Source organism: Gardnerella sp. Marseille-Q9691 (assembly GCF_046507715.1).
GTDB lineage: Bacteria > Actinomycetota > Actinomycetes > Actinomycetales > Bifidobacteriaceae > Bifidobacterium > Bifidobacterium greenwoodii.
Window position 1 is genome coordinate 366,484 of sequence record NZ_JBKFXI010000002.1, and the last position, 16,459, is coordinate 382,942.

The window sequence follows — 16,459 nt, forward strand, 5'->3', positions numbered from 1 at the left end:
AAATATGTTGAAAATGAGAATTATCTTTCGTTTTTGCTAAAGCCAACAAGCCCAACAAACTCATTAAACATGTTTCTCATACTTTCCACAATGCGACTTTTCTTCTCAGCGCGCGCCTTAGCTGCAGAGCCAAATCTGCTCATTCTAGGCATTAAATCATTAATGTCTGTACCAAGCTCACTTACTTCGCCAGCGCTAAAAGATTTCTCCATAAACTTGCGAGTCAAAGCATCGTTCAATCCTTCGCTTTGCACAAGTTGCGCCAAGTCATGATCATACTTTTTCTCAACATACTCGCTCCAGCAATCAACAATACTCACCTTATTGCCGTTCGAATCGTAAACAGTAGTTGTATCGCCATAATTCACAAGCTTCCCAAGCTCCTTCTCATTAAGCTGCGCAATAAACCCTTCAATAAGCTTCTTTTTACTACGCAACTGCGGGCTAGCGTCAATCGCCACCTTAATAGAAGCAAGAACATTTTTATCTTTACAATGCTTGCTATGGTAACGTTCTACTAACATCAAAATGTAGTCAATATTTACTTCTACTTGGCGCACAAGCTCCATCTCAAACACAACATCGTCCGTAATGTTTGCAATATCGCCTTTTTGCTCTTTGCGCTTCCATTCTTCATGCAAATCTTGGTAATGCCCCAAGTAATCTTGCATATCGCGCTCTTTGATTATCTCGTTGCCTTCAAATTGATCGAAAGCTTTCAGCATGTTACGCAAGCGCAGAATATTACCAAAAAGCGATATAAACTTTTTCTGATTCTCTTCTCCAACAATGTTCAATCCTTGCAGCGGGTACTTTTCCATAAGCTCATTTACTAAATCACTGTATCCGCAACGCTCAAATCCATTAGCATCAACATAACCGTTGAAAATCTGCTCAAAGGTAGGGCAAAGCACAATACCTTGCGCATCTTTATCTCCAAAAAGAGCTACCGCTTTGTCAACTTGATAGCTCAAATCCCTAAAGCACACAATGTTTCCGAATGTTTTAACGGAATTTAAGATTCGATTTGTGCGCGAGAACGCTTGAATAAGCCCGTGCATGCGAAGATTTTTATCTACCCAAAGCGTGTTCAAAGTTGTTGCATCAAAACCAGTTAGGAACATGTTGACTACAATCAAAACGTCAATTTCCTTATTTTTCATACGAATTGAAACGTCTTTGTAATAGTTTTGGAATTTGTTATTTGACGCATCATACGCAGTATTAAACATTTCGTTATAGTCTTTTATTGCGCTTTCCAAGAATTCTTGCGAATTTGCATCTAGATTTGCCGTGCTTTCTGAATTTTCTTCTCCAAGAGAACCCATGCCGTTGGCATACGCCGAAGAATCTGACTCACCCTCGTTTACTGCATAGCTGAAAATAGTTGCTACTTTTAAGCGCTCGCTTGGAGGCAGATTTTGCTGCTGCTTTTTGAACTCGTTGTAATACAATTTTGCAAGAGGAATGTCTGCAACAGCAAAGATTGAATTAAAGCCGTTTACGTCAACTGCTTCAGAAGATTTTTTAGCTTCTAAAGTATTATGCTTATCTGCAGCAAGTTCTTTAACGTTAAGAATGCGCTTGTACTTGTAAGTTTTCTCGTTGCGATACGTTTTTTGACTAAAATGCTCAATAATGTATTGAACAACATTATGCACGCGATCTTTGTGCCTAATTACATCGGGTCGATTAATATCTTTAACCAATTCGTCGGTTGCTTTTTCCAGCTCGCTCGATGTTTTTACAGTAGCAACATATTCCACGCGGAATGGCAGCACATTTTTATCGTTAATCGCGTTAATGATTGTGTACGTATGCAAGCAAGGCCCAAAGGTTTGCTCGGTTGTAGAAATATGCGCAGCGTCGGATCCAGCAGCGTTCGCTTCAAAAATTGGCGTGCCAGTAAACCCAAAAAGCAGAGCATTTTTAAAATGTTTTACAATATCCGCGTGCATGCCTCCAAATTGGCTTCGGTGGCATTCGTCAAAAATAAACACTATGCGCTTTTTGTAAATTTCATGGCTCGGGTTGCTGCTTATAAATTTACTAAGCTTTTGAATAGTGGTTATAATAAGCCTGCATTCTTCCGTATTGTCTTCTAGCTGTTTTGTAAGCACAGATGTTGAAGTGTTACTATTTGCGGCTCCTTTTTCAAACCTGTCGTATTCTCTCATTGTTTGATAGTCAAGATCTTTACGGTCTACAACAAACAAAACTTTGTCAACAAGATTATTGCCTTCTGCGTCTTTTAACGCTTTTACTAGCTGCGATGTTTTGAAGCTAGTTAGCGTTTTACCAGATCCAGTAGTATGCCAAACATAACCACCCTTTTGACGCTCTGATGCTTGCATTTTGCTCGCATTAGCAAACATGTATTTTACGCGATTCACTATGTTTTCCGCTGCAGTAATCTGGTATGGACGCATAACCATCAAGCAGTCTTCTGCATTAAAAACGCAATATTTTGTAAGAATGTTAAGAATTACGTGCTTTGCAAAGAATGTTTTAGCAAAATCGCATAAGTCGGAGATTATAGTGTTTTGAGCATCCGACCAATAGTTTGTAAATTCAAAACTGTTACTTGTTGTTGTTTTGCTAGATCCTTTACTTTTCTGCTCGTTGTAAGCATTATTGCGCGTTGAGTTAGAGTAATACTTTGTTTCAGTGCCGTTTGAGATTACGAAAATTTGCACGTATCCAAATAGCCCATTCCCAGCCCAAAATGAGTCGCGAGCATAACGGTTAATCTGATTGAACGCTTCTCTAATAGGCACACCTCTGCGCTTTAGCTCAATGTGAACCATTGGCAAGCCGTTTACTAGAACAGTCACATCGTAACGATTGCTACGAGCAGGGCCATTTGCATCATTATCGCTTGCATTATCGCTTGCATTAACAGCATACTGATTGATTACTTGCACAATATTCTTGTGAATATTTTCTTTGTCAATAATAGTAATGTTCTTATCTACGCCGTCATCTTTTTTGAGTATTTTAACGTTATCTCGCTGAATAGTATCTGTTTTCTTAACTATATCGTCAGTGCTATTTGCAATATTTTCTTTGAAAAATCTTTCCCATTCGTCATTTGAAAAATGGTAGTCGTTGAGCTTTTCGATTTGCACGCGAAGATTTGCTATAAGATCTTTCTCGTTGTGAATATGAGCATACTCGTAGCCTTGGGATTGCAAAATGTTAATAAACTCTTCTTCGAGTTGTGTTTCGCTTTGATAGCTGCTGTCGTTGCGCGCGCTTGGCGTAAACGTAGACATTACAGTGCTATCTTGATTCTCTAACACGATTTTCATTTTGATTCCTTCTTATCTACTCACACTCGAATTTTTAATTACGCACGCTTGAAGGTTAGGAGTTGATCGCGATAGTACTCGTATTGCTTTTTACGAGCTTCGATTTCTGCAGGCAAGCCTTGAGTTAAATCATTGCACAATGCATCAAAGCGATCCAGAATTTGTACGATTTGATTCTGTACCTCCAACGGAGGTACGGGGAGCTGCACCTTTCCAATATCATCTTTATTTATTTTTATTGGAACAGCATTTACAAGGGTACGCTTTCTTAACTCTTTTCTTCCGTGGATACTCTCAATGGCGTATTTAAGATAACGGCTATTAATAATAGCTGTATTAGGTCGTAGCAGAGCGAGAGATACATAATATGCAAGTTTTTCATCTCTATCAACGACATTACAAATACCGATTGAGCCAATCCTTGTCATAAATACATCCCCAATTTGAGGTTTGATTTTATATTTATCAAAGTCCTCTTCTGAGATATACTTCGTCGTTGAATACAAATCATTTATATTTTCTACACTTACGAACTTAACTCCGGATTCTTTGTATTGTGGCGTAGAATGAGTTCCATCATATATCTTACAAATTTCGTTTAACTTAATTTTATCCACCCCATTCGGGCAGTAGTGTGAGATAAGCGAGTGAAGAGGATTATTATCGTCAAATGTAAGAAGTGCATCGCGGTAGTATTCGTATTGCTTTTTACGAGCTGTAAGCTCTGCTGTAAGCTCTGCTGTAAGCTCTGCTGTAAGCTCTGTAAACGTGTCTAAAATCCGCACAATCTCCGCCTGTACGTCAATTGGCGGAACTGGGATTTCAAAATCTTCTGTTACATGTAAAGAAATTTGCGGCAACGATCCCATTCCAGAAGCTGCATCACGAAAATATTGAATGTTGTTTTTTAATATGTAATACAAGAATTTTACGCTAATTTGACTATCTGAAGTATAAGCCCACATCTCATTTTTAAAAGTAAATGGTTTATCAAAATAAACAGCATCAATAACACCTCGAGATTGCACTAAAACTGCTGGAACTCTCGTGATATTCGCTTTAGGTATGTCTGATTCATGAGCATTAATAACAGTTTTACCGCCGGCAAATATCCTAACTTCACCATCTTCAGAAGCTATTTCTTTCATCTTACTTGCAGTAATCGGAGTACCTTTAATACGAGAATAAACATCGCCAATTTTCTTATACTCCACACCGTTCGGGCACAATTCAGCGATTAACTCCTCAAGTTTGCTAGTCATTGAGCCACCTCGCTATTATCGAAGTTAACGCTGCCAGCTTCAATCTCGCTTACAATCTTCTCAATTTGTTCGCGCAACTCCTGCTCTCTAGCACAAACCGACGCAATTTGTGCGTTAAGCTCTGTAATATCAATCTTTTCGCGAGTATCTTCTGCTTCAACGTACGTGGAAACGGAAAGATTGTATTTATTTGACTCCACTTCTTCCAAAGACGCAACGTGCGCAATGTGCTACACATCTTGCCTAGAAGTGTACCATTTAACAATCTGCTCAATATTCTCATCCGAAAGCTTGTTACTATTCGTTGACTTTACAAACTCTTGGCTAGCATCAACAAATAGTATGGAAGTGTCGTTTTGCTTGTTTTTGCGCAAAACCATAATGCACGTAGCAATCGAAGTGCCAAAGAACAAGTTGCTCGGAAGTTGAATCACGCAATCAACAGCATTATGCTCAATTAAATATTGGCGAATCTTTTGCTCAGCTCCGCCGCGGTACATAATTCCTGGGAAGCAAACAATTGCAGCAGCGCCGTTTTCTGCTAGATGCGCCAAGCAGTGCAAAACAAACGCCATGTCTGCCTTGCTTTTTGGAGCAAGCACGCCCGCTGGAGCAAAACGAGGATCGTTAATCATAAGCGGATTAGAATCCCCCTCCCAACTCGTGGAATAAGGTGGATTAGAAACAACCAGCTCAAACTTTTTATTAGCATCGATTTGCGGATTTATAAGAGTATCACCACACGTAATCTCAAACTTGTTAAAATTCACATCGTGCAAAAACATGTTCATGCGGCACAAGTTGTAGCTAGTAACGTTCTTTTCTTGACCGTAAAAACCGCCATTAATGTTTTCAATGCCTAGCACTTTTTTGGCCTTTAGCAGAAGCGAGCCAGAACCGCACGCGGGATCATACACGCTGGAAATGCTTGATTTTCCAACAGTTCCAAGGCGCGTGAGCAGCATTGAGACTTCTGCAGGCGTAAAGTATTCGCCGCCAGACTTGCCAGCGTTCGACGCATACAAGCCCATTAAATACTCATAAGCGTCACCAAAAGCCTCAATCACGTTGTTGTTTACGCTACCAAGCTTCATCTCACTAATCACTTGTAATAACTTAACAAAACGCTTATTGCGGCCTTCAACAGTGTCTGCAAGCTTAATATTATTCACATCGTAATCGGAGAATAATCCCTTAAAATCGTCAGAGGAATCAGTGCCTTGAGAAGAAGCTTCAATATTGCGGAACACGCGGCTTAATGTTTCGTTCAGATTGCTATCTTGAGGAGCGTTCTTAAGCACATTGCAAAACAGTTCGCTAGGAAGTATAAAGAAGCCTTTTTCACTAATCATGTCACCGCGAAGAGGCTCGGCGTCTTCATCGCTTATTGTTGCATAATCAAAGTTTGGATCTCCGCCTTCAGATTCATGCTCATCTTTATTAATATAATCGCATAAATTCTCGGAAATATAGCGATAAAACATTGTGCACAATACGTATGCTTTGAAGTCCCAACCATCAACAGAACCTCGCAAATCGTCGGCAATCTTCCAAATCGTGCGATGCAATTCCGCACGTTCTTCTTCTTTGCGAGTGTCCATTTTACTGCTCCCTATTTGTGCAATTCGTGCAAGCGTATGCGCAATAATTAAATAAACGCAATAATTACGCAATATTACGCAATAATTAAATAAGCGTTCTTTAATATTCTACTGTAAACGCGCACAATCATCAGCGATATTATTTGCATAATTTTATTTGCATAATGTTATTTGTATTGCTTGCGTCTAGCTTCGATTTCTGCAGGCAAGCCTTGAGTTACAAAAGACACAACGCAACGACGCGATAGTACTTTAGGCAATAAGGCAACAAGGCGATTAGGCAGCGTTGGGGCGCATTAGTTGGCATTATTCAGCATTAGTTGGCATTATTCAGCAAAAAAGTGCGCTGGGAATGAACACGTTTTGCGAAGCGCATGATTTGGCAGCATTACAGCAAACTCAGCACTAGTGGTTTGCACGATTTTTTGCAAATCGCTTTCTTGCGAAATAAAAAGCGCAGTTGCGAGCGCATCAGCGTAAGCAGTTGGGAAAGCGCAAGTTTTGCTAGGCACATACGCCCAGCTTGCAGAAAGTTTTTGCGCAGGAGTTCCATCCAAAGCGTTAATTAAGTGAGTCGCAATTAAATTAGACTCAAAGCCATTTGCATCTTTTCCTAAATAACTTGCGTCTTTTACTTTCCAACGCTTTCTTGCACTAGACGATGCACACAGCGCTCCGCTTGCAATTGATACCACACCTACCGCTTGAGTTGTGTCAAACGGATTTTCCAGAGCCACTTTTATTTGGCTATTTTCTTCACTAAAACAAGCGCACATATCTCCGCCAGCGTTTACCAAAAAATCGCAATCCGCAGGCGAATCACAATCCGAAGGCGAATCGCAGCTAAGCCCATCTTTAATAATCTTCGCTACAAGATCTACAAAATAGCCCTTCCCAGCTGCCCCAAAATCAAGCTGCACTGGCTTATTTGTGTGAAGCGTTGCGCCGCCGTCATCTCGCGAAATATCTGCCCACGTAACTGGCAGAGCACGGCGATATTTTCTCCAGCTGCCACTGCTGATATTCTCATCCTTACCTTCGCCAGCTTTCGACTCCGGAACGAATTGCACGGAATTATCATAGCCAAGCGCAAGCAGATCCGCGCCAACGCAAGCATCAAAAGCTCCGTGCGTGGCAGCGTAAAACTCGTCATAAATCGCAAAAAGCGGCTGCACCCACGCTGGAAACTCAAAATCGCCGCCATGCCCCGCACAAGCCATGCGCGAAACAAGCGAATCTGCACGAAAGCGCGAAAGAGTGCGCTCGTACTCGTCAACAAAAGCTCGAATCCGCTGCTCAGCGCGCTCAGGAATCGGCTTGCTGCTGGAAATAATAATCCCCGTTCCAAGCGCGCGCTCAAACGCCATTACATTCCTAAACATCGCTTGCCTCACTCCCTAAGTCAAAACTCTCTGTTACTCGTCAAAATCCGCAACAAAATAACAAAAACAGCAAAATGTCGACATAGTTTACAGACGGTCTCATTCTATACCGACATTTTCGCGAAACAGCGGTATAGCACGCAAAAAATATTCGTCTATACCTACATTTTCGCAAAATGAAGGCATAGCACGCAAAAAAGATTAGTCTATACCTACATTTTCGCAAAAAAGCACTATAGAAGCATCAGTAGTGCCGGCAGCATCAACGTCACGCTACTCGTTTCGGCGTTAGCAATACGCAATCACTACATTCAATCTATGCCGTAACGCGTTTTATATGCCGCGTAATCCTTATCTTGCAAAACACTAGCCACATTCGGCGCGTATTTGTATTCTTCTTCAACAAGATGCGCAAACTGCTGCTGCGCTAAAAGCTCAACATTCAAAGGCTTTGTAATAATGTGGAACATGTCCTCAAGAAGCTTTGTATCGTTAGCATCTTTAGCCTGAATTGAAGCTTCGTCGTTAACGCGCTGAGTTATTAAACCCCAATCAAAATGGTATCCAGCATCTCGCGCAACAATATCCCAAAAAACGCGCTGCGTTCTGCCATTGCCCTCACGAAATGGGTGCAAAACATTAAAATTATTGTAATTTACGCTTAGCTTACTAATAAACTCATCAATAGATAAACCTTGCAATAAATTATCATTTTTAAGCGTTTGCTCACAGTAGCGAATCCCAGCACCCATGTATTCAAGCGGATGAAACGGCTCGCCACCGCCTTTAGACATGTCAATAGTACGAATCTGACCAGCCCAATCGTAAACATCCTGGAAAAGATAATGATGAATCCACTGCAATTGCTTAACAGTTCCTTCAGCATGCGGCAAGTTTTCATACAACTTATAGCTACGGACTGAAACTAAATCGTTTTCAAAGAAATCAAGATCTTCCTGAGTTTGTACATTCAGCTTGTTTTTCAGCACTCTCGTATGAGGAATAAGATATGGGTCAAAAACTTCATCAACCATAATTAATCCTTAAACAAGTTAAGATTGATTATTTCAGACCGTAACGCTTACGAGTTAGAGATATAAGCTCATCTGCGCTTATAGAACCGCGAATATATTTTCTTGTATCAGCCAAGCATGCAGAAGAAACCATGCCTCCTTCTAACTTTGCTGAAGATAGTGCTATTGCAACGTTTTCCAGTCGGAACTTTTGCGTTTCCTTATCAATCATTTCTTCTCCCTGCCAGCACCCGCTCAAAATCAAAAACAACTAACAACTATTCTACTATTCGCAATGCATTTTACTTACCACATATTTTGCGATTTGACGAATCCAGCATAGGCAACATCACGCCACTCGTTTCGGCGTAGATTATTCCAAATATAAGCGCTATGTTATAGCTAAATCTTTACTTATTCGCACATAAAAACCATAAAAAGTAAAGATAATTGCGATTCTGCATACTCAAAAGTAAAGATTCGCAAAACTATAAGCAAAAAGAAAAGGGCCTTCGCGTGCGAACGCAAAAAGAAAGGGCTTGGAGCCTGATGCCCCTAGTAGCACCAAACCCAAGCCCTTTAACAAAACCGACTCGTTTCCCTAACAAACAAGCCAGCCAAACACTCAACAGTCACGCCCCCGAAAGCCAGCGCACAACACTACCGTGAAGAAAGAGATTTGGCAAAACAGTAGAATCATGCAAAAGCCCGAAAGCAAACCCGCCACAAAACACTAAACAGCATTCGCAGCACGTTGAGTGAAAGATTTAACAAGTGAGCGCACCATACTCACATACAGCACGCTCACAAATCATTAAACAATCAACACACTTAATGTGCTAAAAGCTTAGTGACGGATCTTGCGAAGAGCAACACCCATGCCAGCAAGCACGGAAGCAGCAACAGCAGCCAAAGCTACAGCAGCACCAGTCTTAGCCAATGGAGCAGCCTTCTTAGCTTCAGCCTTCTTGTCAGACTTCTTATCGTTAGTCTTGTCATCAACCTTCTGACCATGACGCTTGAGGTAGTCAGCGACAGCTTTGCACTCGAGAGAATCTTTACCGTAAAGCTTCACACACTTCTTGTAATCCATGTCCTTATTGCCAAATGGAGAATGCTCATACTTATCTTTCTCGTCTTCAGCCTTAGCCTTCTCTTCCTTCTCTTTCTTCTCCTTATTCAAACGATCAGCAAGAGCTTGAGAGTCCTCAGTCTTATAGAATGACTTATCATAAGTAGCTTCATCACCAGCAGCAGGAGCCTTACCCTGCTCACCAGCAGCAGGAGCCTTACCCTGCTCGCCACCAGCAGGAGCCTTACCCTGCTCACCAGCAGCAGGAGCCTTACCCTGATCAGCCTTTGGAGCAGTCTGATCAGTCTTTGGAGCAGTCTGATCACCGTCAGCCATTGCTGGGGCGGCGAAAGCCAAGCCGGAAACGAGGGTGGCGCCAGCAGCGAGTGCGGCGATAGCCTTCTTATTCAACATAATATTTTCCTTTCTTCTTCTCCACCACGCTTAAAACGCAGTGAAAAACATAAACCCACAAAATCAATCTCTTGTGGATAACTTTCAGATAGAGTATCTAGCTGAAAGCTGTTATTAACATACCCCCCCCCCGTTCGAAAAAGTCAAGAGCAAAAATAAGCGTCCAACACAGAAAATATCAACAAAATTACAAAAATATTCAAGTAAAAGCGCGTAAAACCACAAAAAAATACGCCAAACAGCACTGTTTAATCGTAAAAAATACTATTTCACGATTTTCAAAGATTTTTCTCAGAAAACTCTCAGAAAACTCGCGGCAGCTCCCCCTCGCCACCCGCAAACCCTTGAAAAACCGCCACTTTACACACGACACGCGCAGAGGTCACCTTCACGCACGACATAAACTACTCACAGCTGAGTCGTTTTGGTCGGAATCACGCGAAAAAGCGGCATAAACTACTCACCGCTGAGCAGTTTATGCCGCCTACCCAGAAATTAATCAAAAATCAGACATAATAACAAAAAGGTAGGAGCTTGAGAATACCCAAACTCCTACCTTGTAAGAGATTACCTTACTTACGTAAGTTTACAAACTTACAAAAGCAACAAACTTACATAAGCAACAAAAGCAACCTAAATCACCTTAGCGTTAGGCAGCACGTTGCCGTCTTTATCAACGTTACAACTGTGCTCAACAGCAATCGTAATATTGTCAGAGTCAACCGAGAAGAAGCCATCCGTCACCTTAAAAACGTGACGCACACCCTTCAAATCGTCAACCTTCACAAAACCGTGATCAATCAACGCAAGCACAGCCTCATGCCCAGGAAGCACACCCATTGTGCCATTCACAGAAGGAATGACCACAAACTTGGCGTCACCTTCCCAAACAGGATGCCTGGCTGCCACAACACTAACGTGCAGCGATTTTACTTGCTTCTCTGCCATAATCACGCACCAAACTCTTGCTGCATGTCGTGCCAACGACGCTCAAGATCGTCAATGCCACCAATACCCGAGAACGCCTGTTCCGGAATATCATCGTAAGTACCATTGCAAATGCGAGTAAACGCCTCAATGGTTTCGTCTGCTGGCACATAAGAACCTGGACGGCCTGTGAACTTTTCAGCCACGTAGAAGTTCTGACCAAGGAACTGCTCAATCTTACGAGCACGGCTCACAGTGGTCTTATCTTCCTCACCAAGCTCATCGATACCAATCAAAGCGATGATGTCCTGAAGCTCCTTGTTACGCTGCAAAATAGCCTTAACGCGGTTTGCGCAATCATAATGAGCCTGACCAACGTAACGCGGATCCAAAATTCTAGAAGTAGAAGTCAAAGGATCCACAGCTGGGTAAATACCCTTAGCTGCAATATCACGCGAAAGCTCAGTAGTTGCATCCAAGTGCGTAAAGGTTGTTGCAGGTGCAGGATCAGTGTAATCATCAGCAGGCACGTAAATAGCCTGAAGCGACGTAATGGAATGGCCGCGCGTAGAAGTAATACGCTCCTGCAACGCACCCATTTCATCCGCCAAGTTTGGCTGGTAACCAACTGCAGAAGGCATACGACCAAGCAATGTGGACACCTCAGAACCAGCCTGAGTAAAGCGGAATATGTTATCGATGAACAGCAACACATCCTGATTCTGCACATCGCGGAAGTACTCAGCCATAGTCAACGCGGTAAGAGGCACGCGAAGACGAGTCCCAGGAGGCTCATCCATCTGACCAAAGACAAGTGCCGTTTTCTCCAAAACGCCAGCTTCAGCCATTTCGCCAATCAAATCATTACCTTCACGGGTACGCTCACCAACGCCAGCAAACACAGAAACACCACCGTGGTTCTGCGCAACGCGCTGAATCATTTCCTGAATCAACACGGTTTTACCAACGCCTGCACCACCGAACAGACCAATTTTACCGCCCTGAACGTAAGGGGTGAGCAAATCGATAACCTTAATGCCGGTTTCGAACATCTGAGTCTTAGACTCAAGCTGATCGAAAGCAGGTGGGTTACGGTGAATTGGCCAGCGCTCAGTTACTTCAATATTCTCGCCCGGCTTAGCATTCAAAATGTTGCCGGTAACGTCGAAAACGTGACCCTTAGTAACATCGCCAACAGGTACAGAAATTGGGCCGCCAGTATCTCGCACTAAAGCACCACGAACCAAGCCGTCAGTAGGCTTTAAAGCAACTGCACGCACAGTCGAATCACCAAGGTGCTGCTCAACTTCCAGCGTAATCTCGTGAACGGTATCACCTTCCGTGTTTCCAACGGTGTTGATATCGACCTTGAGAGCATTGTAAATATCCGGCAGATAGCCGACTGGGAATTCAACGTCAATCACGGAACCCTGAACGCGGGTTACGCGACCAGCTGTTGGATCGACCTCCTGCTCAGCTTCTGGAGGCGCTGTGGTCTGATTTTCAGCCATATGCTCCTAATCCTCCTCATTATTCAGCGCATCAGCGCTGCCGATAATCTCGGTAAGTTCTTGAGTAATGGATGCCTGACGAGAAGCATTAAGCTTTCTTGTCAAATCATCCACCAAATTGCGGGCGTTATCTGTAGCCGTATGCATAGCGTTCTGCCTACTTGCTGTTTCAGAAGCAGCAGAAGTAAGTAAGCACTCGTGAATACGAGACTGAATATACTTCGGCAAAACAGAATCCAGCACTTCATCCGGACTTGGCTCGAAGCAATACTCAACAGCCTCTGGATTGCTGCGACTGACTGCTTCTTCGCGAGCTGAAACTGCACTAGTAGACGACAACGATGCTGAAGGTCCAGAAGCTGCTTCGTAATCAGGACGGTGCATAGCAAACTCCTCACCATCCTTCAAAGGAACCAGCTCAACTGGCAGCATACGCAACGTACGAACTTTTTGCCTCACCATATTAATAAATTCGGTGAAAACAATATACAGTTCCGAAACTCCGCCTTCTGCTTCCGGCGTCATATAAGCGTCCATTAAAGTATCGGAAATCTTTTCTGCAATAGTAACGTCAGGATGGTCAGTAGAACCTTCCCACGTACCTGCCACATCGCGATTGCGATACTTGTAGTAAGTTGCACCGCGTCGACCGTACACGTACAGCTCAGCGTGCTTACCTTCCGCATCGAGTTTTGCAAGAAGCGCTTCAGTCTCACGAATAATCGAAGACGTAAACGCACCAGCCATTCCACGATCAGAAGTAAGGGCTAGAACTGCTACGCGATTGCCAGCATGCTCTTTACCGAAAATAGGATGCTTAATATTTGCTTCGTGATGAGCTACCAACGCCTGCACGGCATCGAAAATTGCGTCACTATAAGGCTTAGCATTAAGCGCAATATCTCGCGCTTTTGCAATATGCGAAGACGCAATCATTTCCTGAGCCTTAAAGATTTTACCTAAAGACTGTGTGGAAATAATTCTCGATTTCAATGCAAGTTGGGAGGACATACGCTACTTCCCCTCAGGCTCGCGACTATCTGCTTTTGGCTTAGCTACAAGCTGTTCCTTTTCAACAGGAGCAGGATTTTCAGCCGGCGGCAACGAATCCTTTACAATCAAAGGCTTGCCAACAGAAGTCTTAAACGTCCTACGGAAATCTTCAATGGCCGCATCAAGCTTAGCTTCAGTTTCCTTAGTGAAATCTTCAGTATCGCGAATCACTTGCAAAATGTCAGTTCCCTTATCGAGGTAATCCAACAATTCGTCTTCAAAACGCAAAACATCCTTCACAGGAATATCGTCAAGCTTGCCGTGCGTACCTGCCCACACAGAAACAACTTCTTGCTCCATTGCGCGAGGAGAGAACTGCTTCTGCTTAAGCAGCTCCGTCAAACGCGCACCGCGAGTAAGCTGAGCCTTAGAAGCTGCATCCAAATCGGAAGCAAACATTGCGAAGGATTCCAAAGACTTGTAACGAGCCAAAGAAATCTTCAACATGCCTGAAACTTTCTTCAAAGCCTTAGCCTGTGCCGCACCACCAACACGAGAAACAGAAATACCGACGTCTACTGCTGGACGCTGACCTGCGTTGAACAAATCAGACTGCAAGAAGATCTGACCATCGGTGATGGAAATCACGTTGGTTGGAATGTATGCAGAAACGTCGTTTGCTTTAGTCTCGATGATTGGAAGACCGGTCATAGAGCCGCCACCCAAATCGTCGGAAAGCTTAGCGCAACGTTCGAGCAGACGAGAGTGCAAATAGAACACGTCGCCTGGGTATGCTTCACGCCCAGGTGGACGACGCAAAAGCAAGGAAATTGAACGGTATGCTTCTGCTTGCTTAGACAAATCGTCGAAAACAATCAAAACATGCTTACCGTTGTACATCCAGTGCTGGCCGATTGCAGAACCGGTGTAAGGTGCAATGTACTTAAAACCTGCAGAATCAGAAGCTGGGCTTGCCACGATTGTGGTGTACTTCATAGCGCCAGCTTCTTCGAGGCTTTGACGCACGGAAGCAATTGTTGAACCCTTTTGACCGATTGCTACATAAATGCAGCGAACCTGCTTCTTTGGATCTCCAGTTTCCCAGTTAGCACGCTGGTTGATAATCGTATCGATTGCAATTGCCGTCTTACCAGTTTGACGGTCGCCAATAATCAACTGGCGCTGACCGCGACCGATTGGCGTCATTGCGTCAATAGCCTTCAAACCAGTAGACAAAGGTTCGTCAACTGGATGACGGTGAATAACGTCTGGAGCCTGGGCTTCAAGAATACGACGCTCACTGCACTCAATCGCACCCAAACCATCGATTGGATTACCCAACGGGTCCACAGTACGACCAAGATAAGCGTCACCAACCGGCACAGACAACACTTCGCCTGTGCGGTATACTTCCTGCCCTTCCTCAATGCCTGTGAAATCGCCAAGAATAACAACGCCGATTTCATGCGCATCAAGGTTAAACGCAAGACCCAAGGTATCGTTCTCGAATGTGAGCAGCTCGTTTGCCATGCAGCCGGACAATCCAGCTACGTGCGCAATGCCGTCACCAGCCGTAACAACATAGCCAACTTCTTGTGTTGGCATGTCAGTAGGCTTGTACGAGTCAACGAACCCGTCGAGCGCCTTGCGTATCAGGGCGGGATCAATAGATAGTTCCGCCATAATTCTCCTTAATTTACTACTTCACTGCCTGTGTCCAAGCGCCATTGCGCGCAGAACGTTGCAACTGCTTGAGCTGCATCAACATGGTGCGATCAGTTATTTGATCACCAATCTGTATACGCATGCCGCCAAGCACGTTTGGATCCACAATTGGGTTAATGTATGCACGATGACCCAACTTATTACTGTAGATTTCAATCAAACGCTTAATTTGCTTATCTGTAAGCGGCTGAGCAGTAGTGACAGTAACCAATGTTTCGCCAGCTTCACGCTCAAATCCTGACCAAGCACCACCAAAGCTGCCAGTTTTACCACTTTCAGCTCCACCGTGCCAGGTTCCTACGAGATAATGCATAATGCGCAATACAACAGGGTGCGCTTTACCTCCAATAAGCTCGTCAATTAAACGAGACTTATCTTCCGAAGATCTATTCGGATCGGTAATCGCATCAGAAAGCTCAGGATACTGATCAATCATGCCCATCATTGACGAAAGCTCGTCAGCAATGCGCTGCGCTTCATCGTGCGCATCTGAAATGGCCTGCGCAAGAGAAGAGCGCGACAAACTGTCGTTTGCACGCGATGCCTTTTCTGGCATTCTTACCTCCTCGTTTCTGTAATAACGAAGTAACGCAATTTACGTATTAATCTCAATAAATTAATTTAGATTAATACTTTAAAGCTTTACTTGCTTTGATCCGAATTTTTAGTTTCTCCAACTTCATCAATCACATGATCAATAATTTTGGAGCTTACAGTATCGTCATCCAGCTTGGATGCAAGAATCTTGCCAGCCAACGCTGCTGCAAGAACCGATACCTCTCCTTGGAGGCTGGACATGGCATGCTGATGCTGAGCTTCAATAGAATGCTGTGCCTCACTAATGATTTTGGCAGCATCCTTTTCAGCGCGTTGTCTAGCTTCACCAATGATTTTTGAAGCTTCCGTACGAGCCTCTTCGCGAGTTTTTGCAGCATCAGCTTGAGCTTGAGCAAGCTCTTCTTCCATCTGACTTTTTAATTCGTCAGCTTCATGCTGCACGTTTGCTGCTTTAGCTATTCCGCCTTCGATTTTTTCTGCGCGCTCGTCGAGAATTGCCTGGAATTTAGGCATAACGAACTTGTAGAAAAACGCTGCAAGAACTACCAAAACAACTAACGACCACACTAAGTCATAAGGCTCAGGCAAGAACAACGCCAAACCATTACTCTCAGTTGCATGTGCCATGGCTTGTCCTTTCTATTCCTTCAACACTTTTATATTTGTGCTGGAACGAGTTGTTTCGTTCGG

The 16,459-nt window shown here is 43.6% G+C and carries 12 protein-coding genes and 1 pseudogene; all 13 read right to left on the bottom strand.

Annotation, left to right across the window (positions count from 1 at the left end):
• Positions 1-20 precede the first annotated feature (20 nt).
• The 13 genes and pseudogenes from ACLD6A_RS05140 to ACLD6A_RS05200 all read right to left on the bottom strand — a co-directional run bounded on the left by ACLD6A_RS05140 (position 21) and on the right by ACLD6A_RS05200 (position 16,396).
• On the bottom strand, positions 21-3,311 hold the full coding sequence (locus ACLD6A_RS05140; protein WP_410313765.1) for a type I restriction endonuclease subunit R: 3,291 nt from the start codon (positions 3,309-3,311) through the stop codon (positions 21-23).
• Positions 3,312-3,349: 38 nt separating this feature from the next.
• Positions 3,350-4,573 carry a restriction endonuclease subunit S gene (locus tag ACLD6A_RS05145; protein ID WP_410313766.1) on the bottom strand — a complete coding sequence of 408 codons (1,224 nt, stop codon included), beginning with the start codon at positions 4,571-4,573 and terminating at the stop codon, positions 3,350-3,352.
• Positions 4,570-6,174: pseudogene (locus tag ACLD6A_RS05150) on the bottom strand (type I restriction-modification system subunit M). Before ACLD6A_RS05150 ends, ACLD6A_RS05145 begins: the two are co-directional and overlap by 4 nt.
• A gap of 326 nt (positions 6,175-6,500) precedes the next feature.
• Positions 6,501-7,556: an FAD:protein FMN transferase gene (locus ACLD6A_RS05155; RefSeq protein WP_410313767.1), complete on the bottom strand. Its 1,056-nt coding sequence runs from the start codon at positions 7,554-7,556 to the stop codon at positions 6,501-6,503.
• A 311-nt stretch (positions 7,557-7,867) separates the two neighbouring features.
• Positions 7,868-8,590, bottom strand: coding sequence for a Fic/DOC family protein (locus ACLD6A_RS05160; protein ID WP_375169149.1), 723 nt, complete (start codon positions 8,588-8,590; stop codon positions 7,868-7,870).
• Positions 8,591-8,618: 28 nt separating this feature from the next.
• On the bottom strand, positions 8,619-8,801 hold the full coding sequence (locus ACLD6A_RS05165; protein ID WP_004135896.1) for an antitoxin VbhA family protein: 183 nt from the start codon (positions 8,799-8,801) through the stop codon (positions 8,619-8,621).
• 615 nt (positions 8,802-9,416) lie between these two features.
• The gene (locus ACLD6A_RS05170; RefSeq protein ID WP_410313768.1) at positions 9,417-10,055 is read right to left on the bottom strand and encodes a peptidase; all 639 of its coding nucleotides are present in this window, start codon (positions 10,053-10,055) and stop codon (positions 9,417-9,419) included.
• A 633-nt stretch (positions 10,056-10,688) separates the two neighbouring features.
• Positions 10,689-11,003: a F0F1 ATP synthase subunit epsilon gene (locus ACLD6A_RS05175; protein ID WP_375169151.1), complete on the bottom strand. Its 315-nt coding sequence runs from the start codon at positions 11,001-11,003 to the stop codon at positions 10,689-10,691.
• 2 nt (positions 11,004-11,005) lie between these two features.
• Positions 11,006-12,493: a F0F1 ATP synthase subunit beta gene (gene atpD / locus ACLD6A_RS05180; protein ID WP_004134078.1), complete on the bottom strand. Its 1,488-nt coding sequence runs from the start codon at positions 12,491-12,493 to the stop codon at positions 11,006-11,008.
• 6 nt (positions 12,494-12,499) lie between these two features.
• On the bottom strand, positions 12,500-13,504 hold the full coding sequence (locus ACLD6A_RS05185) for a F0F1 ATP synthase subunit gamma (protein WP_004126216.1): 1,005 nt from the start codon (positions 13,502-13,504) through the stop codon (positions 12,500-12,502).
• Between the two features lie 3 nt (positions 13,505-13,507).
• Positions 13,508-15,169, bottom strand: a complete 1,662-nt coding sequence (gene atpA / locus ACLD6A_RS05190) for a F0F1 ATP synthase subunit alpha (RefSeq protein WP_004126217.1) — start codon at positions 15,167-15,169, stop codon at positions 13,508-13,510.
• Positions 15,170-15,185: 16 nt separating this feature from the next.
• On the bottom strand, positions 15,186-15,767 hold the full coding sequence (locus ACLD6A_RS05195) for a F0F1 ATP synthase subunit delta (protein ID WP_410313769.1): 582 nt from the start codon (positions 15,765-15,767) through the stop codon (positions 15,186-15,188).
• Positions 15,768-15,853: 86 nt separating this feature from the next.
• On the bottom strand, positions 15,854-16,396 hold the full coding sequence (locus ACLD6A_RS05200; RefSeq protein ID WP_004136436.1) for a F0F1 ATP synthase subunit B: 543 nt from the start codon (positions 16,394-16,396) through the stop codon (positions 15,854-15,856).
• Positions 16,397-16,459: the final 63 nt, after the last annotated feature.

What these genes read in the sequence shown, in the direction of transcription:
- ACLD6A_RS05140 (WP_410313765.1), bottom strand. Translation starts at nt 3,311, where the DNA reads ATGAAAATCGTGTTAGAGAATCAAGATAGCACTGTAATGTCTACGTTT.
- ACLD6A_RS05145 (WP_410313766.1), bottom strand. Translation starts at nt 4,573, where the DNA reads ATGACTAGCAAACTTGAGGAGTTAATCGCTGAATTGTGCCCGAACGGT.
- ACLD6A_RS05155 (WP_410313767.1), bottom strand. Translation starts at nt 7,556, where the DNA reads ATGTTTAGGAATGTAATGGCGTTTGAGCGCGCGCTTGGAACGGGGATT.
- ACLD6A_RS05160 (WP_375169149.1), bottom strand. Translation starts at nt 8,590, where the DNA reads ATGGTTGATGAAGTTTTTGACCCATATCTTATTCCTCATACGAGAGTG.
- ACLD6A_RS05165 (WP_004135896.1), bottom strand. Translation starts at nt 8,801, where the DNA reads ATGATTGATAAGGAAACGCAAAAGTTCCGACTGGAAAACGTTGCAATA.
- ACLD6A_RS05170 (WP_410313768.1), bottom strand. Translation starts at nt 10,055, where the DNA reads ATGTTGAATAAGAAGGCTATCGCCGCACTCGCTGCTGGCGCCACCCTC.
- ACLD6A_RS05175 (WP_375169151.1), bottom strand. Translation starts at nt 11,003, where the DNA reads ATGGCAGAGAAGCAAGTAAAATCGCTGCACGTTAGTGTTGTGGCAGCC.
- atpD (WP_004134078.1), bottom strand. Translation starts at nt 12,493, where the DNA reads ATGGCTGAAAATCAGACCACAGCGCCTCCAGAAGCTGAGCAGGAGGTC.
- ACLD6A_RS05185 (WP_004126216.1), bottom strand. Translation starts at nt 13,504, where the DNA reads ATGTCCTCCCAACTTGCATTGAAATCGAGAATTATTTCCACACAGTCT.
- atpA (WP_004126217.1), bottom strand. Translation starts at nt 15,169, where the DNA reads ATGGCGGAACTATCTATTGATCCCGCCCTGATACGCAAGGCGCTCGAC.
- ACLD6A_RS05195 (WP_410313769.1), bottom strand. Translation starts at nt 15,767, where the DNA reads ATGCCAGAAAAGGCATCGCGTGCAAACGACAGTTTGTCGCGCTCTTCT.
- ACLD6A_RS05200 (WP_004136436.1), bottom strand. Translation starts at nt 16,396, where the DNA reads ATGGCACATGCAACTGAGAGTAATGGTTTGGCGTTGTTCTTGCCTGAG.